We start from the raw sequence: 25,577 nt of genomic DNA on the forward strand, positions 1-25,577 counted from the left end.
GGTGGGGTGCCGCCTGGCACCCCGGAGCGGGACGGGGCGAGTCGGCTGGGGTCCACCCCCCTGGCTGCCCGGACCTTGCGGGTGTCTTGCGGATTCCCGCAGCCGGTCGTGCGGCTGGCGTTCCAGAGTCGTGGCTGTCGGTGGAAGACCCCACCGCCACGACCCTGGAGGACCCCGTGAGGAACGCTCCCAGCACCCGACGGCGCACCGCGGCGAGGGTCGCCGGCTCCATCGGCGTCGTCGGGGTCGCGGCGGCGGTCGCCGGCCTCGGCACCTTCGGCACCTTCACCGACAGCACCACCCCGGTCGACACCACCGTGAAGACCGGCGTGCTGTCCATCGCACTGTCCCCTGCTGCGGCGGCGACCGTGCCGGCGCTCGCCGGAGGCTGGCTGCCCGGGGACTCCTACACCCGGCCGATCGACCTGGTGAACGACGGCAGCACGCCGTACAGCTCGGTCAGCCTGCGCTCGGTGGCCACCGTGTCGAGCGTCCTGGACACCGACGCCGAGAACGGCCTGCAGCTGGAGGTCCGGTCCTGCTCGAAGGCCTGGGACGTCGTCGGTGCCGGCTACGCCTGCTCCGGTGACGTGACCGACTTCTACGCCGGCCGCGTGGTCATGGACGAGGTCCTGCAGGGCGCCGCGACCCTGACCCCGGGCGGGGTCGACCACCTGCTGGTGACCGCGTTCCTGCCGGGAACGGCCGGCGACGGCTTCCAGCGCGCGTCCAGCGACCTGAGCTTCGTGTTCACCGCGACGCAGCGCGACGGCGCCGCCCGCTGACCCCAGCCCCTCCCCGCGCACCGACGCCGGGGGCGGCCGATGCCACGACCGACCCGCGTACCGACCCGGTGACACCCACCGGTCCGACCCCGAGGATGGCCCCGTGTTGATGGTGGAGAAGCTCCTGGTGACCGCCGGGATCCTGGTCGCGACCGCGGTCCTGCTCTTCTTCCTGGCGTCGCTGGTGCTGGACGGCAGGGGGAGCGGCGTCTCGGGCTCGACGACGCCGTCCACCACGACCACCGGGCCGGTCGAGTAGGACCCGGCGGGCGACTCCACACACCGGGGAACGCGACGACCGATCACCCAGTCCTGCCGTCGCAGTCCACGTCGTGTGCGCGACTCAGAGGAGCGGACGGACCGAGCAGACCACGTCGTGGGTGACAGGCGGCGTGCGGACGGTCGTGACGGATGGGTTCTGACATGGCAGTGATCGAGGACGTTCGGCCGCTGGGTGCGGAACTGGAGCGCTCGTACCAGGTGTACGTACACGGCAGGTTGAAGTTCCGGGTCGAGCAGATCGTCTACGTGGCGTTCTCCTCGGACGAGAGCGTGATGGGCTTCGCGTTCCCCAAGGAGGAGCGAGAGGCGCTGGTCCTGAGCGAGCCGTGCACGTTCCAGTTGCCGGCGGCGTCGGACATGCGCTTCAACTGGGTCCACGCGCACCTCGCTGCACTGGACTCGACCGAGGCCCGGGAGCTCGTCGTCGACGCGTGGCGCATGGTCGTCCCCAAGAAGCTCTCCGACGCCTACGACCTCATCCACCCCATCGGCCCGGGCTGACGGCCGGTCTCCGTCACGACTCCGGTCGGCTCGGGCGTTCGGGCGGGCGACCACGGTGTGCCCGGGTACCTCGAGACGCTCGACCGGGCGACTCTGACCGGGGCACTCCGCCGCACGCTGCCCACCTGACCGCGGTGGTGGCACGGGCGACGCGCCGCGCGCCGAGGCCCCTTCCGGGGTCGTCGACCCGGTTCTGGCGCGCGCCACGCTCGGATCCGGTCGGCGGTGTCTACATGTTGGCGCCCGGAGACGCAGGTCACCGGCCGCGGAGAGGCCCTTCGCAACGATCCGGGTACGCGGCCCCCGGAGCCGTGTCCGGAGCGGCGCCCGGCGGCGCGTCCCGGCATACGTTTTCGCCACCCCGCTCCCCGGTTCGCCGGTCGCGGGGAGCCGGCGCACTTCCCCAGCGTCGGCACACGGGCGGGAGTGGTGATGAGCAGCAGCGTGGGTGGACTGTCCAGCGGGAAGGTCGTCGTCGGCCGAGGTGCGGCGCGCCAGGGCTGGTGGCTGGTGGCCGACGAGGCCGACGGCGGGGTCCGGGTCCTGGCCGGCCCGTTCTCCGAGCGCGCCGAGGCCGGGCTGGCCGCCGGACCGGAGCAGGACGGCGGTCGGCCGGTCTTCGGCGCCCGGCGCGCCGACGGCGGGTTCACCCGCCGGCCGTCCCCGCAGGACTGGGCGTGGCTGGCCCACCTCGGCGGGCAGTTGGACCGGCTGCCCGAGGACTGGGACGCCGACCTGCCCGACGACGACCCGCTGACCACGGCGGTCGTCGAGGTGGCCGCCGCGCTGTCGGAGGCGGGGCTGCCCGTGCACGACGCCGACGGGCCGGACAGCGTCCACGGCGGCGCCTGCCTGATCCCCGACCAGGACCTCGGCGGCGTCGTCGTCAGCTGGCGCCAGCACGACCGGATGAGCGTCGACCAGGTCCACGGCGCCACGGCGGACGCGCTGGTGCAGCAGGTCATGAACCGCGCGCTGGCCGACGTGCTCCGGGCGCGGGGCTTCGAGGTCGACGTCCTCGCCGGTGCGCACCTCGTCCGGACGGCGGACTGATCCGCCGCAGGGCTTGACCCTGGACCCGACTCCAAGGCCTAGCGTCCCGCGCATGACGTCGACGGTCGGGCGCGGGATGCGGGTCGCCGAGCTGGCGCGGGCCGTGGGGGTCCGGCCGGACACCGTCCGCTACTACGAGCGGGCCGGCCTGCTCCCCGCCCCCGCGCGCACGGCGACCGGCTACCGGGCGTACGACGACGGGGCGGTCGACCGCCTGCGGTTCATCCAGGGCGCCCAGCGGCTCGGGCTCCGGCTGGCCGACATCCGGAGCCTGCTCGCCGTCCGCGACACCGGGACCTGCCCGTGCGAGCCGGCCGAGACGCTGCTCCGGAGGCGGATGGCCGAGGTGGACGCCGAGATCGCCCGGCTGGCCGCGCTGCGCGCCGAGATGGCCACCATGGCCGAGGCCCTGCCCGCCGCCGACTGCCCACCTCCGAGCCCCGGCACCTGGTGCCCACCGGCGGGGAGGAGGTGAGACACGTGCGCGAGCTGACCCCGGTCTGCGACCCCGACTGCTGCGACGGGACGTGCGACTGCGACTGCTGACCGATCGCTGCTGAGCAGGGACCACCGCCGGGCCCGGGACCGGGCGGTGGCGCCGCCGGCTCAGTCGAGGAAGCGCTCCACCACCGGCGCCAGCTCCGGAGCGTCGGTGATCAGCGCGAGGTGCCCCCCGCCGTACACGTGCAGCTGCGCGTCGGGGATGAGCCGGGCCAGGATCCGCGCGTTCACCAGCGGGATGATCGGGTCGTCGTCACCGGCGACGACCAGCGTGGGCTGCCGGATCAGCCGCAGGAACGGCAGGCTGCTCCAGCCCGCGCTCGCCGCCAGCTGGTAGTAGTACCCGCGCCGCGGCCCCAGGCGGGTGGCCGAGTGCAGCACCCGCGCCGCCAACGCGGGGTCCTGGCGGATGGACCCGCCGTAGATCGTCCCGGCCACCTCGCGGGTGTAGTCGGGGTCCCGGTGCCGGCGCGGGGTGAGCATCCGGGCCAGCACCCGCGGGTGCGCCGGCACCATCAGCGACCCGGTGCCGGTCGCGGCCAGCACCAGGCGACGGCACCGGCGGCGGTGCTGGACGGCGAAGTGCTGGGCCAGCCCCCCGCCCCACGACAGCCCCAGGACGTCGACCGGCTCCTCGTGGCCCAGCCGGCTGAGCACCCTGGCGACCACCGGGCTGAACGTCGCGAGGACGTACGGCACCACCGGCCGCGGCGAGCCGCCCACACCCGGGACGTCGAAGCGGATCACCGTCCGCCGCCGGTCGAGGGCGTCGACGAAGGGCTGCAGCACCTCCAGGCTCGCCCCGATGCCGTTCATCAGCAGCAGCGGCGGGACCGCCGAGTCGTCGCCCTGCCGGACGGCCACGCGCAGGGTGCGGCCGGCGACGGTGAGGCTGCGGACGGTGTCGCGCGAGGACGCGGGCGCCCGGGAGGAGTTGGCCGGCGGCCTACTTGTCGAAGACATACGTGCCCGGCGCCTCCGCCAGCGGGGGGAGGTCCGCGGAGCCCAGCGACTCGGGAGCGGGGACCAGGTCGCCGGTGCGCTCGGCCAGCCAGGACACGTAGTCCGGCCACCACGAGCCCTTCTGCTTCTCCGCGAGCTCGAGCCACCGCTCGGGGTCGGCCGGGGTCTCGGGAGCGAGCTGGAAGGACGCCTTGGGGTTGGTCGGCGGGTTGACCAGCGAGGCGATGTGCCCGCTGGTGGAGAGGACGAACCGGCTGGCCCCGCCGAGCAGCTGGGTGGTCCGGTAGCAGGACTGCCACGGGCAGATGTGGTCGGCGATCCCCGCGGTGACGTAGGCGTCGACCTCCACCTTGGAGAGGTCCACCGGGGAGCCCAGCATCGTGGTGGCCCCGGGCCGGGTGAGCTTGTTGCCGAAGGCCACGTCGATGAAGTCACGGTGCAGCCCCGCGCTCATCCGGGTCGTGTCGGAGTTCCAGTAGAGGATGTCGAAGGCCGGCGGGGGGTTGCCCTGCAGGTAGTTGTTGACCCAGTAGTTCCACACCAGGTCGTTGGGCCGCAGCCAGGCGAAGACCTCGGCCAGCGAGGCGCCGTCCAGGTAGCCCTTCTTCCGCGACTTCTCGGTCGCGGCCTTGATGCCCTCCTCGTCCATGAGCGCGCCCAGCGTGCCGGCCTGCCCCCAGTCCAGGACGGTGACGGCGTAGCTGGAGGCGGTGACTCGCTCCTGCGCGCCGGTGGCCGCGAGGTGGGCCAGCACCATCGCGAGGATGATCCCGCCGGAGCAGAAGCCCTGCAGCGCCACCCGGTCGCTGCCGGTGATCCGCTCGGCGGCGTCCATCGCGTCGAGGACGGCCTGCCCGTAGGTGTCCATGCTCCAGTCGGCGTGCCGCTCGTCGGGGTTGCGCCACGAGATCATGAAGACCTGCTGGCCGGCGGCCACGTAGTGCTCGACGATGCTGCGCCCGGGCGCGAGGTCGGTGATGTAGTACTTGTTGATCGTCGGCGGGACCATGACCAGCGGCACCGACCGCACGGTCTCGGTGGTCGGCCGGTACTGGATGAGCTCGAACACCGGCGTCCGCAGCACGACCGCGCCCGGGGTGACGGCGAGGTCCTCGCCCACGGTGAAGGCGTCGGGCTCGACCATCGAGGGCACCCGCGGCTTGGTCGCGAGGTCGCTGACCAGCCGGCGCGCCCCGCTGACGGCGTTCTTCCCGCCGGTGTCGATGAGCGCCTTCCACAGCAGCGGGTTCAGCGGGGTGTTGCTCGGTGCCAGCGCGTCGACGATGTTGGTCAGCGAGAACCGGATCCGCTCGTCGTCCTTCCAGTCCAGGTCGGCGTCGTCGACCAGGCCCACCGCCGCCCGCGCGGCCGCGATGTGCGCCTGCATCGCCCGGCGCATGAGCGGGTTGCCCGCCCAGGCGGGGTCGGTGTAGCGGCGGTCCTTCGGCGAGGGCTCGATGTCCGAGCTGCCGGCGAGCACGCGCCCCAGGTCGCCGGCCAGGCCCCGGGCGCGCTGGACGACCGCCTCTGGGCGGCGGGCCAGCGCACCGCCGAGGCGGAGCACGGTCCTCGCCGGCGGGATCATCCGGCGCAACGGGCCGCGGGCGCCGTCGACGAGCAGCATGTCCAGGCCCATCACGGCCTCGCCGGCGTCCTGGGTGGCTCCGTCGGTGGTGCGGCCGTCGACCTCGCGGGTGCTGGCGGCGTCGGTCATGCCGGTCTCCTCGGTGGCTCGCGGTGTGACCGCAGCCACTCAACCACGGCGGACGGTCGTCCGCCCGTCAGCGGTGTCCCCCGATCGGGTCCTCCGCAACCGCGGTCAGGAGGTGGCCTCCGGCACCAGCGGGGTCCGCGGCGCCGTGTTCGGCGGCCGGCGCCACGAGTGGTTGCGCCGCCAGAACAGGTAGGTGCCCAGCCCGAGCGGGATCGGCAGCACGTAGGTGAGCGCCCGGTAGACCAGGACGGCGGCCGCCACCAGCGCCCGGTCCCCGCCGGCCGCGGCCAGGCCGGTGATCATCGCCACCTCGACGACCCCGAGCCCGCCCGGGGTGAAGGGGACGGCGGTCAGCAGCCGGGCGAACGCGAACACCGCGAGGGCCTCGACCACGCCCACCTGCTCGGGGCCCACGCCGACCACCCGCAGGGCGAGCAGCAGGACCACGAACAGCGACAGGTGACTGACCAGCGTCGCCAGGCTGATCCAGTGCCAGCGGGCCCGGAGCAGCAGGATCGTCCGGTCACGGAACTTCGTCGTCGCGGCGTCCCACCCGTGCACCGGCGGCCGGCCGAACAGGCCGACCAGCGCCGACGCCACCCGCCCGAACCCGCGGCCGAGCCGCGCCGCGCCCTCCCGGCTGTGCAGCAGCAGCGCCAGCAGGACGACGGCGACGACCAGTCCGCCCAGCCCCGCCGCACCGGCCAGCAGCCGGCCGGTGCTCGGGGTGGAGCCGAACGCCAGCAGGCTCAGCGCCAGCACCGGGAGTGCCAGCTTGGCGAAGTTGTTCCACAGGCCCGAGATCAGCAGCGAGACCGAGGTCCGGGAGCGGGAGAACCCCCAGGAGGAGTTCATGCCGTAGGTCAGCCCGAGCGCGATCGCCGCGCCGCCGAGCACGGTGTTCGACACGGCCGTGGTCGTCATCGTCGAGACCGTCGCCTGCCGCAGCGTGAGCCCGGGCATCGTCGAGACCATCACGAACTGGTAGGTGACCAGGTTCCAGACCGTCGCCGCGGCCAGCAGCGCCACCTGCGCCCCGGTCATGGCCCGCACCGTGTCCCAGACCGCCGACAGGCTGGTGAACTGGGGGAGGAACCACCAGAGGACGGCGGCGGCCAGGGCGAGCGAGGCGGCGGGCACCAGGACCCGGCGCCAGAGCGGGCGGGGCGGCCGCACCGGGACCGCGGTCGCGGTCATCCCGGGTCCCCGGCCTCCGCGGGCGGGTCCAGGCGCAGCCGGCCGTCGCTCTCCTCGCGCACCTGGTCGTCCAGCTCGTCCCGGCGGAGGACGCCGATGCCCTGGGTGGCCAGCGCCAGGGGCTCGCCCCGGTTGTCCCCGGAGAGGGTGAAGGTCATCGTCATGCACCCGCCGGTGAACAGGTAGAAGCGCCGTCCCAGGTACTGCGGGGTCACCTCGGTGACCCGCTCCAGCCGCTGCATGCCGTCCCGGTCGCTGCGGATCTCGGTCGCGCCCTCGGTGTCGCAGTCGGCGGTCAGCAGCACCTCGATGGCGTGCTCGCCGTCCCGGTCGGAGTCCAGGCTGAACGCCGCCTGCCCGTTGCGCGCCTCCAGGCCGGAGAAGTGCCAGCCCAGGGGGAGTCCCCGGATGCAGGGCACGCGGGTGGCGGTCGGGACCGACTGCGCCATGAGCAGGACGCCGCTGGCCGCCTTGCCGTCGTCCCCGATCGAGCAGGCGGGCACCGCGCCGAACGCGCTGCTGGCCGGGGCGACGCAGCCGCTGAGCAGCAGCGTCAGCGCGGCGGGGACCACCGCCCGACCCGCCCTCACAGCGGGGAGTCCAGCAGGCCGACGGCGACCATCCCCAGGAGGAGCAGCCCGAGCAGGGCCACCAGCGACCACCCCACCCGCCGCCAGCCCCAGCGCTGGATGCGCACCGGCGGCAGGCGGTAGGGCAGCAACTGGAGGAAGTCGGCGTGCAGGTCCCGGCTGTCGGCCCGGAGGCAGCGGCGGAGCTGGGTCGGCATCGTCAGCCCGCGGGTGGCGGCGAAGGCCTCGGCCAGCTCCTCGTCGGAGAAGCGCACCCGGGCCCGGGCGTAGACCCGCGCCGCGTCGGTGCGCAGCGCCAGGACCAGCATCATGTTGGCCAGGTCGACCGCCTGCCGCCACGGGCTGGGGCGCACCTCGGCGAACGCGGAGTCGATGAGGAACAGGGTGCCGTCGCGGACCATGACGTTGGCCGGCTTGACGTCGCGGTGCGCGGCGCCGATGTCCCACATCCGCCGCACCACGGCCAGCCCCTGGTCGATGACGGAGTCGTCGATCTCGGCGTCCCCGATCTCCTGGGCGCCGCGCAGGAACTCCGCCACGAGCACGTACTCCCGTTCCGGGGTGATCTCGACGATCCCCAGCGGGTGCGGCACCGGCAGGCCGGCGTCGGTGAACAGCCGCAGGATGTAGTCCTCGTACTGGACCAGTCGGCGCACGGTGTGGAACGGCTTCTCGTCCTCCAGCCCGCCGTAGAGCAGCGTGCGGGCCAGCTTGAACCAGCGGTCGGAGCGGACGTGGGTGGCGGCGTAGAGCTTGCCGAACACCAGGCTCTCGGAGTCGTGGCCCGCGCCGTCCTCGGCCTTGACGGTGATCCGCAGCGGCGTGGAGCCGCCCGACCCCTCGAGGTTGAACGGCCGCACGTCGGTGGCCAGCAGCCCGAGCTGGTCCTGCAGGGCGCGCACGATCGCCTCCCCGCGCGCACCGGAGACGTCCAGGTGGGCCGGCCGGCCGCGCCGGTAGCGCACCGGGTGGATGTCGTTGGGCGTCATCAGCCGGAACGCGGCCAGCGGGGTCGCGACGCCGAGGACCACCCCCGCCACCAGGCCGGTGGGGTGGTCCTGCGCGAGGTACAGCCGGGAGGCCACGGTCACCGCGAGCAGCCCCGCCACCACCCACTTGCCGGTGGTGCGGTACCGGCCGGCCGGCACCAGCGCGTACAGGGTGCTGACCAGGAAGGCGGCCAGCACGGTCACCGGCAGGGAGGGCATGGCGTAGCCCGACCACGCCCCGAGCAGCTCCACCTCGAAGGGGCGGGGGCGCTGCAGCAGCAGGGTGACCAGGGAGCCGACGTTCACCACGACCAGGGCCACCCCGACCCAGGTGAACAGGTGGTGCCAGCGGCGGAAGACGAGGAGCACGGCCAGGTTGCCCAGCCACAGCGCGTGCACCACCGGCGGCGCGGCCAGCACACCGGCGGCCTCCGCGACCTCGGTCAGCCCGGGCGAGCGCAGCGTCGCGACGGCCTGCAGCACCCGCGTGTCCACGAAGTCGACCAGCGGCACGCTGTCGGTCAGCACGGCGGCGGTCCAGCCGCCGAAGACCGCGGCCGTGAGGCCCAGCCACCAGCGGCCGGAGGCGTTCAGGTGCCGGGGGAGCGGCGGGGGCTCGCCGGTCGGACGCCGGCGCCGGCGGACGCGCTGGATCGCCGGCGGGGGGGCCCGCCGGGCGGGGCCCGCCTCGGGGACGGCGTGCAGCGGCGACGCCATGTCGCCCGATGCTGCTCCACGAGGGGCGTCCGGTCCATCCACTTCGTCGCCGCCGAGGGATAGCGTCGACGCGTCCCCCGGCCGGGAGGAGAGGGGAATGCGGCGTGCGCGCGCGGTCCTGGCGGTGCTGCTGCTGGTCGTCCTCGCCGGCTGCGGCTCGGCCGACCCCGAGCCGAGGGAGGCGCCGGCCGCGGCGGGCGACCCGGTCCGGATCGCCTCCTACGACTTCGCCGAGAACCAGATCCTCGCCGAGCTGTACGCCGAGGCGATCCGGCGCGCCGACCTGCCGGTGACCGTGCAGCACGGCATCGGCACGCGCGAGGTGGTCCTGCCGGCGCTGGAGCAGGGCGTGGTGGACGTCGTCGTCGACTACCTGGGCACCGCGCTGGAGTTCGTCGTGCCGGGCGGGCCGGCCGTGCCCCGGGAGTCCGAGCACGTGCGCGCGGAGCTGGCCCGGGTGATGGAGCAGCGCGGGGCGACGGTCCTGACCCCCGCGGCCGCGGAGGACCAGAACGGGTTCGCCGTCCGGGCGGCCTTCTCCGAGCAGAACGCCGTCCGCCGGCTGTCCGACCTCGCCCTCGTCGCCCCCGACATGGTGTTCGGCGGCCCGCCCGAGTGCCCGTCACGGCCCTACTGCCTGCTGGGCCTGCAGGAGGTGTACGGGCTGCAGTTCGGCGAGGTGCGCGCCATGTCCTCGCGGGCGGCGACGGCCGAGGCGCTGCTGGCCGGTGAGATCGACATCGGCCTGCTCGAGACCACCGACGCCCGCCTCGGCGACGACGAGCTGGTCCTCCTCGACGACGACCGGAAGCTGCAGCCGCGGGAGAACGTGGTGCCGATCGTGCGCACGGCGGTGCTGGCGGACACCGGCGACGAGCTGCGGGCCGCGCTGGACGGCGTGAGCGCCCGGCTGGACACCCCGGACCTGGTCCGGCTCAACCGCCTCGTGGCCCTCGACGGGCGGACGCCGGCCGAGGCCGCGCAGCTGTGGTGGGCCGGCCGCTGACCGTGCATGCGCGGGGCGCCGCCCGGGCAGGAGCCCCTCCCGACCCGCGACACCGGAGGTGCACCAGTGGTCCGATCGATCGCCGACCAGACGGAGGAGGAACTGGGAGGATCCGGCAGCGTGCTGTCCCGCCAGCGCCGGGACCACGTCGAGCTGGACCGGCTGCTGCACGAGCTGGACGGCGCCACCGGCCGGGCGCAGGAGGAGGTGCTCACCCGCATCGACCGGCTGGTGTTCAGCCACGCCTTCGCCGAGGAGTCCGTCCTGTGGCCGGTGGTGCGGCGGGTGCTGCCCGACGGTGAGGCGCTGACGCTGCGCATCGAGCAGGAGCACCAGGAGGTCAACGAGCTGGTCACCGAGCTGGAGACCCTGCCGCACGACGACCCCCGGCGGAGCGCCCGGCTGGCCCGGCTGGTGGAGGTCCTGCGGGAGGACGTCCGCGACGAGGAGGACGTGCTGTTCCCGCGGCTGCAGGAGGCCCTGGACCCGGCGCAGCTGCGGCGGCTGGGGCTGCAGTGGGAGCTCGCCCGCCGGATCTCCCCGACCCGCGCGCACCCGACGGTCGCCCGCCGGCCGCCCGGCAACGTCGTCTCGGCGCTGCCGTTGTCGGCGCTCGACCGCACCCGGGACCTCGTCGACTCCGCCGTCCGCCGCGCCCCCACCCGGCTGGCACCCGCCGGCGAGGCGGTCAGCCGCGGCCTGGCCGCGCTGGCGGGCCTGGTGGAGCGGACCCCGCCGGCCCGCCGCGGCGACCGCCCGCCGACGTCCCGCTGAACCGAGCGCACGACGAGGGCCCCCTCCCGGATCGGGAGGGGGCCCTCGTCGTGCGGCCCCCGGCAGGGGGTCCTCGCTCAGTTCGTCTGGCGGGGCTTCGGCTCGGCGCGCGCGTCGAGCTGGATCTCCTTGTGGGCCTCCGGCACGCCCTCCTTGAGCTCCTTGGTCCGCTCCAGCTCGGCGTCGAGCTCGATGCCGAACAGCAGCGCGACGTTGATCAGCCAGAACCAGATGAGGAAGATGATCACCCCGGCGAGCGTCCCGTAGGTCTTGTTGTAGCTGCCGAAGTTGGCCACGTAGAAGGCGAACGCCGCCGACGCGACGACCGCCACGAGGATGGCGACCCCGGCCCCCGGGCTGACCCACTTGAAGCCGCGGAGCTTGGCGTTCGGCGTCGAGTAGTAGAGGACGGCGATCATCAGCGCCAGGACGACGAGCATGACCGGCCACTTGGCGACGTTCCAGACCGTCAGCACGGTGTCGCCCAGCCCGATGGCCGAGCCGATGGCCTCCACGACCGGGCCGCTGAGCACCAGCATCGCCACGATCACCGCGGCGAACAGGATGCCGATCAGGGTGACCAGCAGCTGCAGCGGCTTGAGCTTCCAGATCTTGCGGCCCTCGGGCGTCTCGTAGACGACGTTCGCCGCGCGGGTGAACGCGCCGACGTAGCCCGACGCCGACCAGACGGCACCGGCGACACCGAGGATCAGCGCGAAGCCCGCCGTCCCGGTGTTGCCGGCGATCTGCTGGATGACCGGGTTCAGCGTGCTGGCGGCCTGCTGCGGCACGACCGCGGTCAGGGCGGTGGTGAGCTGCTCCGGGTTGGTCAGCAGACCCACGATGGACAGCAGCGCGACGAGGGCGGGGAACAGCGCCAGGACGCCGTAGTAGGTGAGCGCCGCGGCCCAGTCGGTGAGGTTGTCCTCGCTGAACTCCTTGAGCGTGCGCTTGAGCGTGCCGCCGGTGGTGGGCGCCTTGTCGGCACCCTGCGGGGCGTTGTCGAAGCGGGTGGAGTTCACCTTGTCGTCCTGCGGGGCGGGGTCGCCGGCGCGGTTGCCGGAGAACCGGGTGTCCTGCGCGGCGGTGTCGCCGCCGCGGGAGCCGGTGGATCGGGCCATCGAACGTCCTCCGAGCGGAGTGGGAGCAGTCGTGATCACAGGTGCCCTGGACGGTCCGGTTCCATGCCCACTGCCGCGTGTCGAGGCCTCCCCGTGATCTACGGGCCGGGCCCCGGCCCCACGAAATGGGGGTTACCCGTTCGGGTGGATCCCCGCACCATCGGTCGTGTCGCGGGGGGAGTTCGACGATTAGAGGGCGGCGGACCGGGGCATTCCCGGTTCGACGACGCCGCGGGGGCAGCGCCTCCGCGGGACGAACAGACACATCTCGCAGGGGGATTGACCGATGGTGCTGTGGCCGGCCGTGACCCTCATCGGGTTCCTGGTCCTGACCGCACTGGTGATCGCGATGGGGACCTCGTCGACGGCGCGCTACGAGCGCGAGCAGCGGGCTGCCGCTGTCCGTCCGGCCGGCCGGCCGGCGGCGTCCGAGCCCGTGGGAGTCGCGGCACAGGCGGCCTGACCCGAGCAGCGACCCGCGCCCCGCACTCCCTCGGGAGTGCGGGGCGCGGGCGTGTCAGCCCCGACCGCTACAGCCAGGCCTCCGGGGTGTCGAGGACGGTCCGGTCCAGCGCCGCCAGCAGGTCCAGCTGGGGGTGCACCTTCGGCAGCTCGTAGCGGTGGAAGTAGCGGGCCGCGGCCCGCTTGCCCTGGTGGAAGTCGCTGGTCCGCCCGCCGGTGGCCAGGGCCTGCTCCAGCCAGAGCCACCCGACGACGACGTGGCCGACGGCCTCGAGGTAGGCCGTGGCGTTGGCCAGGGTCACGGCCGGGTCGCCGGCACCCCAGAGCGTGGCGGTGACCGCGTGCAGCCGCGTGACGGCGGTGTCGAGGTCGGCCGCGAACCCGGCCCACTCCGTGCCGGCCGCGCGCGCCGTCGTCGCGCCGATCGTCTCGGCCAGCAGGGCCGGCCCGGCGCCGTCCTGCACGACCACCTTGCGGCCCAGCAGGTCCAGCGCCTGGATGCCGTGGGTGCCCTCGTGGATCGGATTGAGCCGGTTGTCCCGGTAGAACTGCTCGACGGGGTGGTCCCGGGTGTAGCCGGCGCCGCCGAGCACCTGGATGGCCAGGTCGTCGGCGACCGGTCCCCACTGCGACGGCCACGACTTCGCGATCGGCGTCAGCAGCTCGAGCAGCAGGTGCGCCCGGCCGCGCTCCTCCGGCGTCTCGGCCGTCTGCTCCTCGTCGACCAGCCGGGCGCAGTACAGCCCGAGGGCCAGCCCGCCCTCCACGTAGGACTTCGCGGCCAGCAGCATCCGGCGGACGTCGGTGTGCTCGACGATCGGCACCGGCGGCGTGGCCGGGTCCCGGCTCGTCGGCGGCCGGCCCTGCGTGCGCGTCCGGGCGTACTCCAGGGCGTGCAGGTAGCCGGTGTAGCCGAGGGCGGTCGCGCCGAGGCCGACGCCGACCCGCGCCTCGTTCATCATGGAGAACATGTAGGTCAGGCCGCGGTGCTCCTCGCCGACGAGGAACCCGACCGCGCCGGCCCGGCCACCCGGGGTGTACGCCCCCTCACCGAAGTTGAGCAGCGTGTTCGTCGTCCCCCGGTAGCCCATCTTGTGGTTCAGCCCCGCCAGGACGACGTCGTTGCGCTCGCCGAGGGAGCCGTCGGGGCGCGCCAGGTGCTTGGGGACGACGAACAGCGAGATGCCCTTCACGCCGGGCGGGCCGCCAGGGACCTTCGCCAGCACCAGGTGGACGATGTTCTCGCTGAGCTCGTGGTCACCCGCCGAGATCCACATCTTCGTGCCGGTCAGCCGGTGGGTGCCGTCGTCCTGCCGCTCGGCGCGGGTGGTGATGTCGGCCAGCGAGGACCCGGCCTGCGGCTCCGACAGCGCCATCGTGCCGAACCACCGGCCCTCGAGCATCGGGGGCACGTAGGTGCCGACCTGCCCGCTGTCGCCGTGCGCGACCAGCAGCCGGGCGTTGGCCATCGTGAGGAACGGATAGGCCGAGGTGCCCACGTTCGCCGCCTGGAACCAGGCCAGGGCGGCCGCGGCCACGGTGTGCGGCAGCTGCATGCCGCCGAGCTCCTCGTCGAAGGTGCCGGCGATCAGCCCGGCGTCGGCGAACACCCGCAGCGCCCGGCCCACCTCCGGGACCACCTCCACCCGGCCGTCGACCAGCCGGGGCTCGTTCTCGTCGGCGGTGCGGTTGTGCGGCGCGAAGTGCTCGGTGGCGATCCGCTCGGCCAGCTCGAGCACCGCGTCGAACGTCTCCCGGGAGTGCTCGGCGTACCGCGGCCGCTTGACCAGCTCCTCGACGCCGAGCCACTCGTGCAGGATGAACTCGAGGTCGCGGCGGGACAGGATCAGCGACGAGCGCACGGGGGCCTCCAGGAGCGGGTGCGGGAGCCGCCGCCACAGTAGGCCCGATCCGTCGTCGTCAGGTCAGCGCGTACCGGCGCCACCGGGCCGTCCGGCCGGCGGCGGGGTGGACGTCGGAGCCGCCGCCCCGACCGCCTGCCCGGCCTGCTCTCCCGGCTCGTCCCCGGCCGGGTCGCCGGCGGTCCGGGCGGCCGCCTGGCGGGCCTGGATGCCGGACTGGTTCGACAGCGCCAGCTGCGGCAGGAACAGGAACACGAAGAACCCGATCCCGACCACGATCGCGGCGATGAGGAGAACGAGGTCGATCGAGTTCGAGAACCCGGTCTTGAACGGCAGCGCGAGGAAGTCCGGCAGCTCCTGGATGAAGGAGGTGTCGGACAGGTCGGTCCCGCCCTGCAGCTGGCCGCTCTGCAGCGCCTCGGCCACCCGCGGGTCGGTCGCCGCGGCCGACGTCAGGGAGTCCTCGATGTCCACCGGCAGGCGGATGAACAGCACCGAGAGGAACGCGGCGGTCCCGATCGTGCCGCCCATCTGCCGGAAGAAGGTCACCGAGGAGGTGGCCACCCCCATCTCCCGCGGCGAGACCGCGTTCTGCACCGCGAGGACCACCGGCTGGAAGTTGAAGCCCAGCCCCAGCCCCAGCAGGACCATGAAGGGCACCAGCGTCCACACGGAGGTGTCGGCGTCCACGACGAAGGACATGCTCAGTAGGGCGACGGTCATCAGCACGACGCCGACCAGCGGGAAGGGCCGGTACTTGCCGGTCTTCGAGATGGCGACGCCCGAGCTCATCGCGCCGATCATGATGCCCGCGACCAGCGGGATCATCTGCAGGCCGGCGACCGTGGCGCTCGACCCGTGCACGATCTGCAGGTACTGGGGGAGCAGCAGGAGGCCGCCGAACATGCCGGCGCCCAGGACGACGCTGCCGATGCTGCTCACCGCGAAGCTCCGGTTGCGGAACAGCCGCAGGGGCAGCAGCGCCTCGTCCCCGAACGCCCGCTCGGCGAGCACGAAGAGGACGAACCCGACGACGCCGATGGCGTAGCAGGTGAGGGCGCCACCCGACGTCCAGCCCCAGATCCGGCCCTGCTCGGCGACGATCAGCAGCGGCACCAGGAAGGTGATCAGCGCGAGCGCGCCGGGCCAGTCGATGCGGTGGTCCCGGCGCTCGTGCGGCAGGTGCAGCACGCGGAAGACGGCGAGGAAGGCCAGGATGCCGAGCGGCACGTTGATGTAGAAGATCCAGCGCCAGCCGGTGATGCCCAGCAGCGAGGACTGCCCGGCGAGGAAGCCGCCGAGGACCGGCCCGAGCACGCTGGAGGTGCCCCAGACGGCCATGAAGTAGCCCTGGTACTTCGAGCGCTCCCGCGGCGGGACGATGTCGCCGATGATCGCCAGTGCCAGCGCCATCAGGCCGCCGGCGCCGATGCCCTGGATCGCCCGGAAGGCGGCCAGCTGGTACATCGAGTCGGCGAGGCCGCAGAGCACCGAGCCGACGACGAAGACGCCGATCGCGAACAGGTAGAACGGCCGTCGTCCGTAGATGTCGGAGAGCTTCCCGTACAGCGGCGTGGCGATCGTCGAGGTGATGAGGAAGGCGGTGGTCGCCCACGCCTGCAGGTCGTAGCCCTGCAGGTCGTCGGCGACGGTGCGGATCGCGGTCGACACGACCGTCTGGTCCAGGGCGGCGAGGAACATCGCGACCATCAGGCCGACGAGGATCGTGACGATCTGCCGGTGGGTGAAGGTCCCGTCCGCGCCCGGGGCGGAGGCCGCCGCGCGGGCGTCCCTCCGGTCGGCCGCGGTGGTGCGGGTGCTCTGGCTCATGGGATCTCTCTCGGGGAAGGGGTGGCCGGCTCGGCGGGCAGGGACGCGGTGAAGTCATCGACGAGGCGGCCGAAGAGCGTGGTGAGGGCGGTGAGGTCGGCGGTGTCCCAGCCGGCGGTGACCCGCGCGAGGTGGGCCTCCCGCTCGGCGCGCAGTTGAGCCAGCGCGGCGCGGCCGGCGTCGGTGACCACCAGCCGGCTGGCCCGGCCGTCGGTCTCGTCGGGGACCCGCTGCACGAGGCCCTGCTCGATGAGGACGCCGACGTGCCGGCTGACCGTGGACGGGTCGGCGTGCACCCGCTCGGCCAGCGCCCCTTGGCGCAGCGGCCCCGACTGGACGAGCGGGTAGAGCAGGACCAGCGCGGCGCGGTCGCGGCTCTCCCCGGCCTGGGCGTTCTTGAGCGCGTGCACGAGGCGCATGAACCGGGGCAGTTGCTCCCCGAGGGTGCGCAGCTGGCGGTCGCGGTCGCCCTCGACGGGCGAGCGGGGGGTGGGAGGCACGGGTACTCCGGGGGGCGGGGCAGCGGAACAGATGCACGATACAACCGGTTGTGCTGTGCACGCATTCAGTTGCAGGGTACACGCAAGTGAGGTGTGCCACGCCCCTGCTGGTGGAGGCGGTGGGATCGTGGAGCCGGTACCCGTGCCCCGCGCCGTCCACCCCTGCCCGTCTTGCTTCCCGAACCGAGGAGATCCCGTGAGCACCCCGCCCGACGACCTGCGGACGCGGCTGGCCGGGCTCACCCTCGAGGACGAGCACCGGCTGCGCCGCCGGCTCGACGGCACCCGGCGGACCAGGGACGCCGAGGCGCGGGCGCGCCAGCGGGCGCGGATCGCCGCCGACGTCACGGCCGCCGAGGAGCGGATCGCGCGCCGCCGGGCCGCCGTCCCGGTGGTCACCTACCCCGCCGAGCTGCCGGTGAGCGCCCGCCGCGAGGACATCGCCGCCGCGCTGCGCGACTCGCAGGTGGTCGTCGTCGCCGGTGAGACCGGCTCGGGGAAGACCACCCAGCTGCCCAAGATCGCGCTGGAGCTGGGCCGCGGCGTCCGTGGCCGCATCGGGCACACCCAGCCGCGCCGGATCGCCGCCCGCACCGTCGCCGAGCGGATCGCCGAGGAGCTGGACCGGCCGCTGGGCGACGTCGTCGGCTGGAAGGTGCGCTTCACCGACCAGGTCGGCGACACCACGCTGGTCAAGGTCATGACCGACGGCGTCCTGCTCGCCGAGATCGGCCGTGACCGGCTGCTGCGCCAGTACGACACCCTGATCATCGACGAGGCGCACGAGCGCAGCCTCAACATCGACTTCCTGCTCGGCTACCTCGCCCGGCTCCTGCCGCAGCGGCCGGACCTCAAGGTCGTCATCACGTCGGCGACGATCGACGTCGAGCGGATCGCGAAGCACTTCACCGGCCTGAGCGGCCAAAGTGGCCACAATGGCCCCTCGGAGGGCGGCCACAGTGGCCACGACGGCCGCGCCGAGGTGCCGGTGGTCGAGGTGAGCGGGCGCACCTACCCGGTCGAGGTCCGCTACCGGCCGGTGGTCGACCCCGACGCCCCCGAGGGGAGCCCCGCCGCTGACCCCGACCGCGACCAGGTCAGCGCGATCGCCGACGCCGTCGACGAGCTGGTCGCCGAGGGCCCCGGCGACGTCCTGGTGTTCCTCGCCGGCGAGCGCGAGATCCGCGACACCGCGGACGTCCTCACCGAGCGCTTCCCCTCGGCCGAGGTCGTGCCGCTCTACTCGCGGCTGTCCGCCGCCGACCAGCACAAGGTGTTCGCGCCGCACACCGGACGGCGCATCGTGCTGGCCACCAACGTCGCAGAGACGTCGCTGACCGTGCCGGGCATCCGCTACGTCGTCGATCCCGGCACGGCCCGCATCTCCCGGTACAGCTCCCGGCTCAAGGTGCAGCGGCTGCCGATCGAGCCGATCAGCCAGGCGTCGGCGCGCCAGCGGTCGGGTCGCTGCGGGCGGACGTCGGAGGGCATCGCCATCCGGCTCTACACGGAGGAGGACTTCGAGGGCCGGCCGGAGTACACCGACCCGGAGATCCTGCGCACCAGCCTCGCCTCGGTGCTGCTGCAGATGGCCGCCATGGAGCTCGGGGACGTCGCCGACTTCCCCTTCATCGACCCGCCGGACCGCCGTGCGGTCGCCGACGGCCTGGCGCTGCTCGAGGAGCTCGGCGCCCTCGACGACCGCGGCGGGCTCACCGCCACCGGCCGGGCGCTCGCCGCGCTCCCGCTGGACCCCCGGATGGCGCGCATGGTGGTCGAGGCCGACCGGCGCGGCGTCCTGGAGGAGGTGCTGGTCATCGCCGCGGGGCTCACCATCCAGGACCCGCGCGAGCGCCCCACCGAGCACCAGCAGGCCGCCGACGAGGCGCACGCGCGCTTCGCCGACGAGAACTCCGACTTCCTCGCGCTGCTCAACCTGTGGCGCTACCTGGGCGAGCAGCAGGAGGCCCTGTCCGGCAGCCAGTTCCGGCGCACGATCAAGCGGGAGTTCCTCCACTACCTGCGGATCCGCGAGTGGCAGGACCTCTACGGCCAGCTGCGCAGCACCGCCCGCCGGCTGGGCATGGCCGTCGGCGAGCTCGCTCCCGAGCCCGACGAGCGCGGCATCTCCACCGCGCTGCTGGCCGGCCTGCTGTCCCACGTCGGCATGCAGGTCGAGGAGGCCAAGGGTGGCCGCGGCCGGGGCCGGGAGTACCTCGGCGCCCGCAACGCCCGCTTCGTGATCGCGCCCGGCACCCCGCTGGCGAGGAAGCCGCCGCGCTGGGTGGTCGCCGCGGAGCTGGTGGAGACCAGCCGGCTGTTCGCGCGCACCGTCGCCCGCATCGACCCCGAGGTGGTCGAGCGGCTGGCCGACCACCTGGTGCACCGGCAGTACTCCGAGCCGCGCTGGGACGCCAAGCGCGGCTCGGTGGTGGCCACCGAGCGGGTCACCCTCTACGGCATCCCGCTGGTCGTGGGCCGCCGGGTGCAGTACGGGTCGATCGACCCGGTGGTCTCCCGCGAGCTGTTCATCCGGCACGCCCTCGTCCAGGGCGAGTGGACGACGCACCACCGGTTCTGGCACGACAACCAGAAGGCGATGCAGCGGGTCGCCGCGCTGGAGGAGCGGGCCCGCCGCCGCGACATCCGGGTGGACGACGAGACGCTGGTCGAGCTCTACGACGCCCGCGTCCCGGCCGACGTCGTCTCCACCCGCCACTTCGACAAGTGGTGGAAGGCGGCGCGCCGGGAGACGCCCGAGCTGCTCACGTTCACACCCGAGATGCTCACCAACGCGGCCGCGGCCGGGCAGGTGCGGGTCGAGGACTTCCCGGACGAGGTACCGCTGACGCAGGGGCTCACCCTGCCGCTGTCCTACGCGTTCGCGCCGGGCACCCCGCAGGACGGCGTCACCGTCGACGTCCCGCTCGCGGTGCTCGACACCGTGGCCGAGCGGACGTCGGGGGAGTCGCTGGCGTTCACCGTCCCGGGGCTGCGCGAGGAGCTGGTCACCTCGCTGCTGCGCACCCTGCCCAAGCAGTTCCGCCGCGCGCTCGTGCCGATCCCCGACCGCGTCCGCGAGGTGCTGCCGCACATCGCGCCGACCGAGCCGCTGCTGCCGGCGCTCGAGCGCGAGCTGCGCCGGTCGGCGGCGATCACGGTCCCGCCGGACGCCTGGTCCCCGGCCCAGGTGCCCGACCACCTGCGGGCCACGTTCCGCGTCGTCGACGACCGGCACCGGCCGCTGGCCACGGGCAAGGACCTGCAGGCGCTGCGCCGCGAGGTCGCGCCGCAGAGCCGGGCGAGCCTCGCGGCGGCGGCCTCGGACGTCGAGCGCACCGGGTGCACCGAGTGGTCGTTCGGCACCCTGCCGCGCACGGTCGAGGTCCGTCGCGGCGGGCACGTGGGAACCGCCTTCCCGGCCCTGGTCGACGAGGGCGCCACCGTGGGCGTCCGTGTGGTGGCCTCCGAGGTGGAGGCCACCCGGCTGACCTGGCGCGGCGCCCGGCGGCTGCTGGTGCTGGGCGCCGGCTCCCCGGCGCGGCAGGTGGTCAAGGGCCTGTCCCCGCGGACCCGGCTGGCGCTGCAGTTCAACCCGGACGGCGAGATCCCGGCCCTGGTCGACGACTGCGTGGACGCCGCCGCCGACGAGCTGGTCGCGGCCGCCGGGGGACCGCCGCGGGACGAGGCCGCCTTCGCCGCGCTGGTGGCGACCGCCCGGGCCCAGCTGCTGCCGCTCACCACCGACACGGTCCGGCGGGTCGAGGCCGTCCTCACCCAGGCCCGCGAGGTCGCCGTGGCCATCGGCGCGGCGCCCGGACGTCGGGTGCCGGACGCCGCGATCGCGGACCTGCGCCGGCAGATGACCGGGCTGCTGCACCAGGGGTTCGTCGCCGCTGCGGGGCGCCGCCGGCTGCCGGACCTGGTCCGCTACCTCACGGCGATGGTGCACCGGCTGGAGAAGCTGCCGGCCAACGCCGTCCGCGACGAGCTGTGGACGGCGCAGGTGGCCGCGGTGACCGAGGAGTACCAGCAGCTGCGCCGCCAGGTCCCCTCGACCGGCGCTCCCGACGACCCGGTCGCGCGGGTCCGCTGGATGGTCGAGGAGCTGCGGGTCGGGCTCTTCGCCCAGAGCCTCGGCACCCCGCGGCCGATCTCGGAGCAGCGGGTCTACAAGGCCATCGACGCACTGATCGCCTGAAGAAGGGGCGGCTGACGCCTCGGAATGGTGTCCTCTCTGCGCTAGCCTCTGCCCGCATCGTGGACATGGTATTCGCTTCGGAGGTGCATGTGACGGCAGCTCAGGACCTCGCGGCAGGAGCCGGCCCGACGCTGCGGGTGGGGGTTGCCGGGGCCGGGCGCATCGGGGAGGTCCACGTCCGGTCGCTGGCGGGTCTCGCCGCGGTGGGGGAGGTCGTCCTCTTCGACCCCGACCCCGACCGCGTCGCGGCGCTGGCCGCCGCGCACGGGGCGGTGCCGGTCGCGTCGGTGGACGCGCTGTTCGCCGCCGGCCTCGACGCGCTCGTCATCGCCTCGCCCGCGCCGACACACGCCGACCTGCTGGAGCGGGCCCTCGCGGCCGGCCTGCCGACGTTCTGCGAGAAGCCGGTCGCCGCCGACGTGGCCGAGACCGAACGGCTGGCCGGCCTCGCCCGCGACTCCGGCTGCCCGGTCCAGGTCGGGTTCCACTACCGCTTCGACCCGGCTCTCCGGGCGCTGGCGAGCGCGGCTCCGGAGCGGCTGGCGCTGCGGGTGCACTCGACCACCGAGTTCGCGCCCTCCGCCGAGTACCTCGCCGGCGCCGGCGGGATCGTGGCCGACAAGCTGGTCCACGAGCTGGACATGGTCCGCTGGATGACCGGCAGCGAGGTCGCCGCCGTCGCGGCCATGGGTCCGGGGCCCGATCCGCTCAGCGCGGCCCTGGTGCTGCACCTCTCCGACGGAACCCTCGCCACCGTGTGGGGCGCCTACCGGTCGGCCGCGGGGTTCGACCTGGTCGTCGAGGCCGAGACGCCGACCCGCGTCCTCGTGGTGGGCAACCGCCGGCAGCCCGACGAGGACGTCGCCGTGCTCGCGCCGAGCACGGTCACGGACTTCCGCGACCGGTTCGCCGCGGCCTACGTCGCCGAGATGGCGGCCTTCGTCGACCTCGCGGTGCGCGGCGGGCCGAACCCGTGCAGCCTGGACGAGGCGGTGCGCACCCAGCGCCTGGTGAGCGCGGTCCAAGGCGCGCTGGCCCGCCGGGAGGTCGTCGTCGTGGAAGATGGCCGGTGAGCCCGCTCGGAGCCGGGCGGCCGGTCGGGGAGGGGGCGCGGGTGGCCGACGAGGCGGCACCTCCCGTCCGCGGCGTCCAGCAGGTCAAGTCGCTCTCCCGCGGGACCCTCATCCTCCGCACGCTGGCCGATCGGCCGATGCGCCCGAGCGACCTGTCCCGCGAGCTGGGCGCGCCCTGGGCGACGATCTACCGCACCGTCCGCGGCCTCACTGACGAGGGGCTGCTGCAGCGGGACGCCGACAGCGGGGAGTACTCCGTCGGGCCGATGCTGTGGGCCCTGGCGAGCACCTACATCCGCGACCACGCCGTCCTCAACGTGGCGCTCCCGCACCTGGAGCAGCTGCTGCCCGACGTCCAGGGCCTGCTGAAGCTGACCGAGCGCTGCGAGACCGAGGCGGTCACCCTCTTCGCCGAGCAGAACCCGCAGGCCGCCGCCGTCCGGCGGATCCGTGACCAGTACCGGCTGCCGCTGCACAGCGCGTCCTTCGGGCAGGTCCTGCTGGCGCACGAGAGCGCGGCCTTCGTCGAGGAGTACCTCGCCCACCCGCTGCAGAAGGTGACGGCGCGGACCACCACCGACCCCGAGGCCGTACAGGCGCTGCTCGCCCAGATCCGGGAGCAGGGCTACGCGGTCTCGCGCGGCGAGCTGCAGAGCAACAACGGCTCGATCGCCGTCCCGGTGTACCGCAAGGACGGCACCGTGTGTGCCTCCCTGTCCGCCGTGCTGCCCCTGCGCCTGCTGGAGCGGGACGACACGCGCACCGAGCACCTCGGCCTCCTGCACGACACGGCGACGACGGTCTCCGAGTCGCTCGGCTGGCGGGCCTTCCGGGACCTGGGGTCGCGCCCCGGCGCCTGACCCGCGCCCCACGCCCCTGGCCACCGCGCCCCGACCGCCGCGCACCGCCGCCGCGCTCCGTCCCGGAGCCGGCGGCCTCGCCGTGCCCACCTGCCGGTCTGCTTCTCGTACCGGGCGTGTCGCAGCTCACTCGAAGCCCTTGACGAGGTGCGCGGTTTCGAGCATCTTGCTCTCATTGCAAACACGCTAGTCACATGATCGATACGCCCGCGGCTTAGCGTTCCGGCCGCAGCGCGCCCCCCGGGGCGGGCGGATCGACCGGACGGCAGCGCCGCACGACGAGGAGACGCGCATGGTGACGACGGATCCCCGGCTCGGGACACCCGAGCTGGCGGCGCGTTCGGCGCCGGCGGCCGGCGGGGCCGGGCTGGTGCGCCGGGCCGGCGCCCTCGTGCTGCAGCGGTACGCGCTCCTCGTGGCGCTCCTGGTGCTGGTCGCGCTGTTCTCCGCCCTCCGGCCGGACTCGTTCGCGACCACGGCCAACCTGCAGTCGACCCTGGGGATCCAGGCGTCGCTCGCCCTGCTGGCGATCGGCGTCACCGTGGTGCTGCTCGTCGGGGAGTTCGACCTGTCCGCCGCCTCGGTCATGGGCATGTCGGCGAGCGTCGTGGCCTACCTGACGACGGCGGAGGGCTTCTCCGTGGGCACCGCCGTGCTCGTCGTCCTGCTGGCGGCGATCGGCATCGGGGCGGTCACCGCCTTCTTCGTCGTGAAGGTCGGCATCCACTCGTTCATCGTCACGCTGGGCATGGGCACCCTGGTGACGGGCGTCGCGATCGGCCTGGCCGGGACGACGACGATCGGCGGCATCCCCGACGGGCTCACCGACTTCTTCCGCGCCGACGTCCTCGGGGTCGAGGCGGCCTTCCCGGTGATGCTGCTGGTCGCGGTCGTCGGCTGGGTGCTGCTGCAGAAGATGCCCCTGGGCCGCAACATCTTCTTCACCGGCGAGGCGCCGACCGCCGCCGCGCTGGCCGGCATCCGGGTCAGTGCCCTGCGGGTCGGCTCGCTGATCACCTCGAGCTTCCTGGCCGCCTGCGCCGGGGTGATGCTCGTCGGGCAGATCGGCGCCGCCAGCCCGACCATCGCCTCGCCCTACCTGCTGCCCGCCTACGCCGCCGCCTTCCTCGGCGCCACGGCGTTCACCCCGGGCCGGTTCAACGTCTGGGGCACCCTCTGGGCCGTCTACCTGCTCGCCGTCGGCACCGTCGGCTTCCAGGTCCTCGGCTTCAGCAGCTGGGTCACCGACGTGTTCAACGGCGCGGTCCTCATCGTCGCCGTCGCCTTCTCCCGGATCTTCGGCGGGAAGCGCTGACCGCCACCCCGGTCCGGCGGCCCCGCCGCCGCGCGCTCCCCGACCGGCACCACCCCCGTCCGCCCCACCCGAACGCAGGAGGCACCTCCATGTCGGTCAACTCCCCGGCCCGCGCCGGCCGGTCCCGGCTCCTCGCCGGCGGCGCTGCCGCGCTGGCGCTGGTGCTCACCGCCGGTTGCTCCGGCGACGGCGACTCCGGCGGCGGGGGCGGGGGCGGCGCCGACGCCTCCGGCCTCGTGGCCGAGATGCAGGCGCTGATCGACGAGCACTCGGCCCAGCCGGAGTTCGAGGCGCCCGGCCCCGAGCTCGACGCCGGCCAGGTGCAGGGCCGGACGATCTCCGTCATCGCCATCGACCTGCGCGTGCCGGCCCTGGCGGAGGTGGCCGAGAGCTTCCAGGCGGTGGCCGAGGAGGTCGGCATCACGGCGAGCGTCTTCGACGGCCAGGGGAACCCGACCCAGGTCAACCAGGGCATCACCCAGGCGATCAACAACCAGGCCGACGCCATCATCAGCCTGGGCCTGCCGGTGCAGATCATCGCCGACCAGATCGCCGCGGCGAAGGACGCCGGCATCCCGGTGGTCGACGTCATCAACACCCCGCCGGACCCCGACGCCCCCGGTCAGGGCTCCGACCCGAACGTCTTCGGCAACGTCGCCCCGGACAGCGACCTGGTCGGCCGGCTGCTGGGCGCCACGGCCGTCGTCGAGACCGACGGCCAGGCCAACGTGGTCATCATGAACACCTCGGAGCTCACCGTCTCCCCGGTGATGGTCGACGGCATCACCGGGGTGCTCGACCAGTGCGAGGACTGCGAGTACCAGGAGACCGACACCGCCCTGGTCGACTGGGCCACCGAGCTGCCCGGCCAGGCCGCGTCGGTCCTGCGCAGCAGCCCCGACGTGAACTTCATGCTGCCCATCTACGACGGCATGGCGCTGTTCGCCAGCACCGGCGTCCGCCAGGCCGGCAGCACCGGCAAGGTCCAGATGGCCTCGTTCAACGGCACCGCCGCCGCCCTCGACCTCGTGGCCGACGGCGACATCCTGGTCGCCGACCCGGCGCAGAACAACGACTGGGCGGCCTGGGCCGCGATGGACCAGGCCATGCGCGGGATGCTCGGCATGGACCCGGCTGACCCGGTGCTGCCGATCCGCTACGTGGGCACCGACGACCTCGACGGCGTCGACACCAGCTCGCAGGCCGCGGTGAACGAGGCGCTGTTCGGCACCGGCTACCAGGACGGCTTCCGCCAGCTCTGGGGCATGGTGTGAGCGGGGC

22 protein-coding genes are annotated in these 25,577 nt (G+C 74.0%); 13 read left to right on the plus strand and 9 right to left on the minus strand.

Annotated elements, in window-relative coordinates:
- Window positions 1–176 precede the first annotated feature (176 nt).
- From PGN05_RS17245 to PGN05_RS17265, 5 genes are all read left to right on the plus strand, one after another.
- The gene (locus PGN05_RS17245; RefSeq protein WP_419753788.1) at window positions 177–785 is read left to right on the plus strand and encodes a TasA family protein; all 609 of its coding nucleotides are present in this window, start codon (window positions 177–179) and stop codon (window positions 783–785) included.
- Between the two features lie 103 nt (window positions 786–888).
- Window positions 889–1,044, plus strand: coding sequence for a hypothetical protein (locus PGN05_RS17250; RefSeq protein WP_419753789.1), 156 nt, complete (start codon window positions 889–891; stop codon window positions 1,042–1,044).
- A 164-nt stretch (window positions 1,045–1,208) separates the two neighbouring features.
- Window positions 1,209–1,568, plus strand: a complete 360-nt coding sequence (locus PGN05_RS17255) for an MmcQ/YjbR family DNA-binding protein (protein WP_419753790.1) — start codon at window positions 1,209–1,211, stop codon at window positions 1,566–1,568.
- A 432-nt stretch (window positions 1,569–2,000) separates the two neighbouring features.
- Complete coding sequence (locus PGN05_RS17260; protein ID WP_419753791.1) at window positions 2,001–2,621, plus strand: hypothetical protein; 621 nt, start codon at window positions 2,001–2,003, stop codon at window positions 2,619–2,621.
- 52 nt (window positions 2,622–2,673) lie between these two features.
- Window positions 2,674–3,096: a heavy metal-responsive transcriptional regulator gene (locus PGN05_RS17265; RefSeq protein ID WP_419753792.1), complete on the plus strand. Its 423-nt coding sequence runs from the start codon at window positions 2,674–2,676 to the stop codon at window positions 3,094–3,096.
- Between the two features lie 131 nt (window positions 3,097–3,227).
- Here the strand turns inward: PGN05_RS17265 and phaZ are convergent, their stop codons facing one another.
- The 5 genes from phaZ to PGN05_RS17290 form a co-directional block, all read right to left on the minus strand.
- Window positions 3,228–4,085 (minus strand): poly(3-hydroxyalkanoate) depolymerase, encoded by an 858-nt coding sequence (phaZ, locus tag PGN05_RS17270; RefSeq protein ID WP_419753793.1) that lies wholly within the window; start codon window positions 4,083–4,085, stop codon window positions 3,228–3,230.
- Complete coding sequence (locus tag PGN05_RS17275) at window positions 4,069–5,799, minus strand: PHA/PHB synthase family protein (protein WP_419753794.1); 1,731 nt, start codon at window positions 5,797–5,799, stop codon at window positions 4,069–4,071. The genes phaZ and PGN05_RS17275 overlap by 17 nt, the downstream gene beginning before the upstream one ends.
- A 105-nt stretch (window positions 5,800–5,904) precedes the next feature.
- The gene (locus PGN05_RS17280; RefSeq protein WP_419753795.1) at window positions 5,905–6,996 is read right to left on the minus strand and encodes a lysylphosphatidylglycerol synthase transmembrane domain-containing protein; all 1,092 of its coding nucleotides are present in this window, start codon (window positions 6,994–6,996) and stop codon (window positions 5,905–5,907) included.
- Window positions 6,993–7,586, minus strand: coding sequence for a hypothetical protein (locus PGN05_RS17285; protein WP_419753796.1), 594 nt, complete (start codon window positions 7,584–7,586; stop codon window positions 6,993–6,995). The genes PGN05_RS17280 and PGN05_RS17285 overlap by 4 nt, the downstream gene beginning before the upstream one ends.
- A complete protein-coding gene (locus PGN05_RS17290) occupies window positions 7,583–9,292 on the minus strand; it encodes a hypothetical protein (protein WP_419753797.1) in 1,710 nt (569 codons plus the stop codon). The genes PGN05_RS17285 and PGN05_RS17290 overlap by 4 nt, the downstream gene beginning before the upstream one ends.
- Window positions 9,293–9,389: 97 nt before the next feature.
- Here PGN05_RS17290 and PGN05_RS17295 point away from each other — a divergent pair, with 97 nt between their 5' ends.
- Both PGN05_RS17295 and PGN05_RS17300 read left to right on the plus strand, forming a co-directional pair.
- Complete coding sequence (locus tag PGN05_RS17295) at window positions 9,390–10,298, plus strand: glycine betaine ABC transporter substrate-binding protein (RefSeq protein ID WP_419753798.1); 909 nt, start codon at window positions 9,390–9,392, stop codon at window positions 10,296–10,298.
- A 66-nt stretch (window positions 10,299–10,364) separates the two neighbouring features.
- Entirely contained in the window at window positions 10,365–11,072 is a 708-nt protein-coding gene (locus tag PGN05_RS17300; protein WP_419753799.1) for a hemerythrin domain-containing protein, read from the plus strand.
- Window positions 11,073–11,149: 77 nt separating this feature from the next.
- On the opposite strand, the gene PGN05_RS17305 is transcribed toward PGN05_RS17300, so the two are convergent.
- Complete coding sequence (locus PGN05_RS17305) at window positions 11,150–12,193, minus strand: YihY/virulence factor BrkB family protein (protein ID WP_419753800.1); 1,044 nt, start codon at window positions 12,191–12,193, stop codon at window positions 11,150–11,152.
- Between the two features lie 286 nt (window positions 12,194–12,479).
- On the opposite strand from PGN05_RS17305, the gene PGN05_RS17310 reads away from it, so the two are divergent.
- A complete protein-coding gene (locus tag PGN05_RS17310; RefSeq protein ID WP_419753801.1) occupies window positions 12,480–12,656 on the plus strand; it encodes a hypothetical protein in 177 nt (58 codons plus the stop codon).
- Window positions 12,657–12,723: 67 nt separating this feature from the next.
- Here the strand turns inward: PGN05_RS17310 and PGN05_RS17315 are convergent, their stop codons facing one another.
- The 3 genes from PGN05_RS17315 to PGN05_RS17325 form a co-directional block, all read right to left on the minus strand.
- Window positions 12,724–14,517, minus strand: coding sequence for an acyl-CoA dehydrogenase (locus PGN05_RS17315; protein ID WP_419753802.1), 1,794 nt, complete (start codon window positions 14,515–14,517; stop codon window positions 12,724–12,726).
- A 63-nt stretch (window positions 14,518–14,580) separates the two neighbouring features.
- Window positions 14,581–16,347: an MDR family MFS transporter gene (locus PGN05_RS17320; RefSeq protein WP_419753803.1), complete on the minus strand. Its 1,767-nt coding sequence runs from the start codon at window positions 16,345–16,347 to the stop codon at window positions 14,581–14,583.
- The gene (locus PGN05_RS17325; RefSeq protein ID WP_419753804.1) at window positions 16,344–16,847 is read right to left on the minus strand and encodes a MarR family winged helix-turn-helix transcriptional regulator; all 504 of its coding nucleotides are present in this window, start codon (window positions 16,845–16,847) and stop codon (window positions 16,344–16,346) included. Before PGN05_RS17325 ends, PGN05_RS17320 begins: the two co-directional genes overlap by 4 nt.
- 196 nt (window positions 16,848–17,043) lie before the next feature.
- On the opposite strand from PGN05_RS17325, the gene hrpA reads away from it, so the two are divergent.
- The 5 genes from hrpA to PGN05_RS17350 all read left to right on the plus strand — a co-directional run bounded on the left by hrpA (window position 17,044) and on the right by PGN05_RS17350 (window position 25,570).
- The gene (gene hrpA, locus PGN05_RS17330) at window positions 17,044–21,048 is read left to right on the plus strand and encodes an ATP-dependent RNA helicase HrpA (protein ID WP_419753805.1); all 4,005 of its coding nucleotides are present in this window, start codon (window positions 17,044–17,046) and stop codon (window positions 21,046–21,048) included.
- 89 nt (window positions 21,049–21,137) lie between these two features.
- A complete protein-coding gene (locus PGN05_RS17335) occupies window positions 21,138–22,121 on the plus strand; it encodes a Gfo/Idh/MocA family oxidoreductase (RefSeq protein WP_419753806.1) in 984 nt (327 codons plus the stop codon).
- Window positions 22,118–22,981: an IclR family transcriptional regulator gene (locus PGN05_RS17340; protein ID WP_419753807.1), complete on the plus strand. Its 864-nt coding sequence runs from the start codon at window positions 22,118–22,120 to the stop codon at window positions 22,979–22,981. Before PGN05_RS17335 ends, PGN05_RS17340 begins: the two co-directional genes overlap by 4 nt.
- Window positions 22,982–23,273: 292 nt before the next feature.
- A complete protein-coding gene (locus tag PGN05_RS17345) occupies window positions 23,274–24,296 on the plus strand; it encodes an ABC transporter permease (protein WP_419753808.1) in 1,023 nt (340 codons plus the stop codon).
- A gap of 89 nt (window positions 24,297–24,385) precedes the next feature.
- The gene (locus PGN05_RS17350; RefSeq protein WP_419753809.1) at window positions 24,386–25,570 is read left to right on the plus strand and encodes a sugar ABC transporter substrate-binding protein; all 1,185 of its coding nucleotides are present in this window, start codon (window positions 24,386–24,388) and stop codon (window positions 25,568–25,570) included.
- Window positions 25,571–25,577 lie beyond the last annotated feature (7 nt).

Source organism: Geodermatophilus sp. CPCC 206100 (genome assembly GCF_048569675.1).
Taxonomy (GTDB): domain Bacteria; phylum Actinomycetota; class Actinomycetes; order Mycobacteriales; family Geodermatophilaceae; genus Geodermatophilus.

Coding starts and splice junctions, on each gene's coding strand:
- PGN05_RS17295 (WP_419753798.1), top strand. CDS start 9,390: ATGCGGCGTGCGCGCGCGGTCCTGGCGGTGCTGCTGCTGGTCGTCCTC.
- PGN05_RS17345 (WP_419753808.1), top strand. CDS start 23,274: ATGGTGACGACGGATCCCCGGCTCGGGACACCCGAGCTGGCGGCGCGT.
- PGN05_RS17320 (WP_419753803.1), bottom strand. CDS start 16,347: ATGAGCCAGAGCACCCGCACCACCGCGGCCGACCGGAGGGACGCCCGC.
- PGN05_RS17310 (WP_419753801.1), top strand. CDS start 12,480: ATGGTGCTGTGGCCGGCCGTGACCCTCATCGGGTTCCTGGTCCTGACC.
- PGN05_RS17290 (WP_419753797.1), bottom strand. CDS start 9,292: ATGGCGTCGCCGCTGCACGCCGTCCCCGAGGCGGGCCCCGCCCGGCGG.
- PGN05_RS17260 (WP_419753791.1), top strand. CDS start 2,001: ATGAGCAGCAGCGTGGGTGGACTGTCCAGCGGGAAGGTCGTCGTCGGC.
- PGN05_RS17255 (WP_419753790.1), top strand. CDS start 1,209: ATGGCAGTGATCGAGGACGTTCGGCCGCTGGGTGCGGAACTGGAGCGC.
- PGN05_RS17350 (WP_419753809.1), top strand. CDS start 24,386: ATGTCGGTCAACTCCCCGGCCCGCGCCGGCCGGTCCCGGCTCCTCGCC.
- PGN05_RS17305 (WP_419753800.1), bottom strand. CDS start 12,193: ATGGCCCGATCCACCGGCTCCCGCGGCGGCGACACCGCCGCGCAGGAC.
- PGN05_RS17275 (WP_419753794.1), bottom strand. CDS start 5,799: ATGACCGACGCCGCCAGCACCCGCGAGGTCGACGGCCGCACCACCGAC.
- phaZ (WP_419753793.1), bottom strand. CDS start 4,085: ATGTCTTCGACAAGTAGGCCGCCGGCCAACTCCTCCCGGGCGCCCGCG.
- PGN05_RS17280 (WP_419753795.1), bottom strand. CDS start 6,996: ATGACCGCGACCGCGGTCCCGGTGCGGCCGCCCCGCCCGCTCTGGCGC.
- PGN05_RS17265 (WP_419753792.1), top strand. CDS start 2,674: ATGACGTCGACGGTCGGGCGCGGGATGCGGGTCGCCGAGCTGGCGCGG.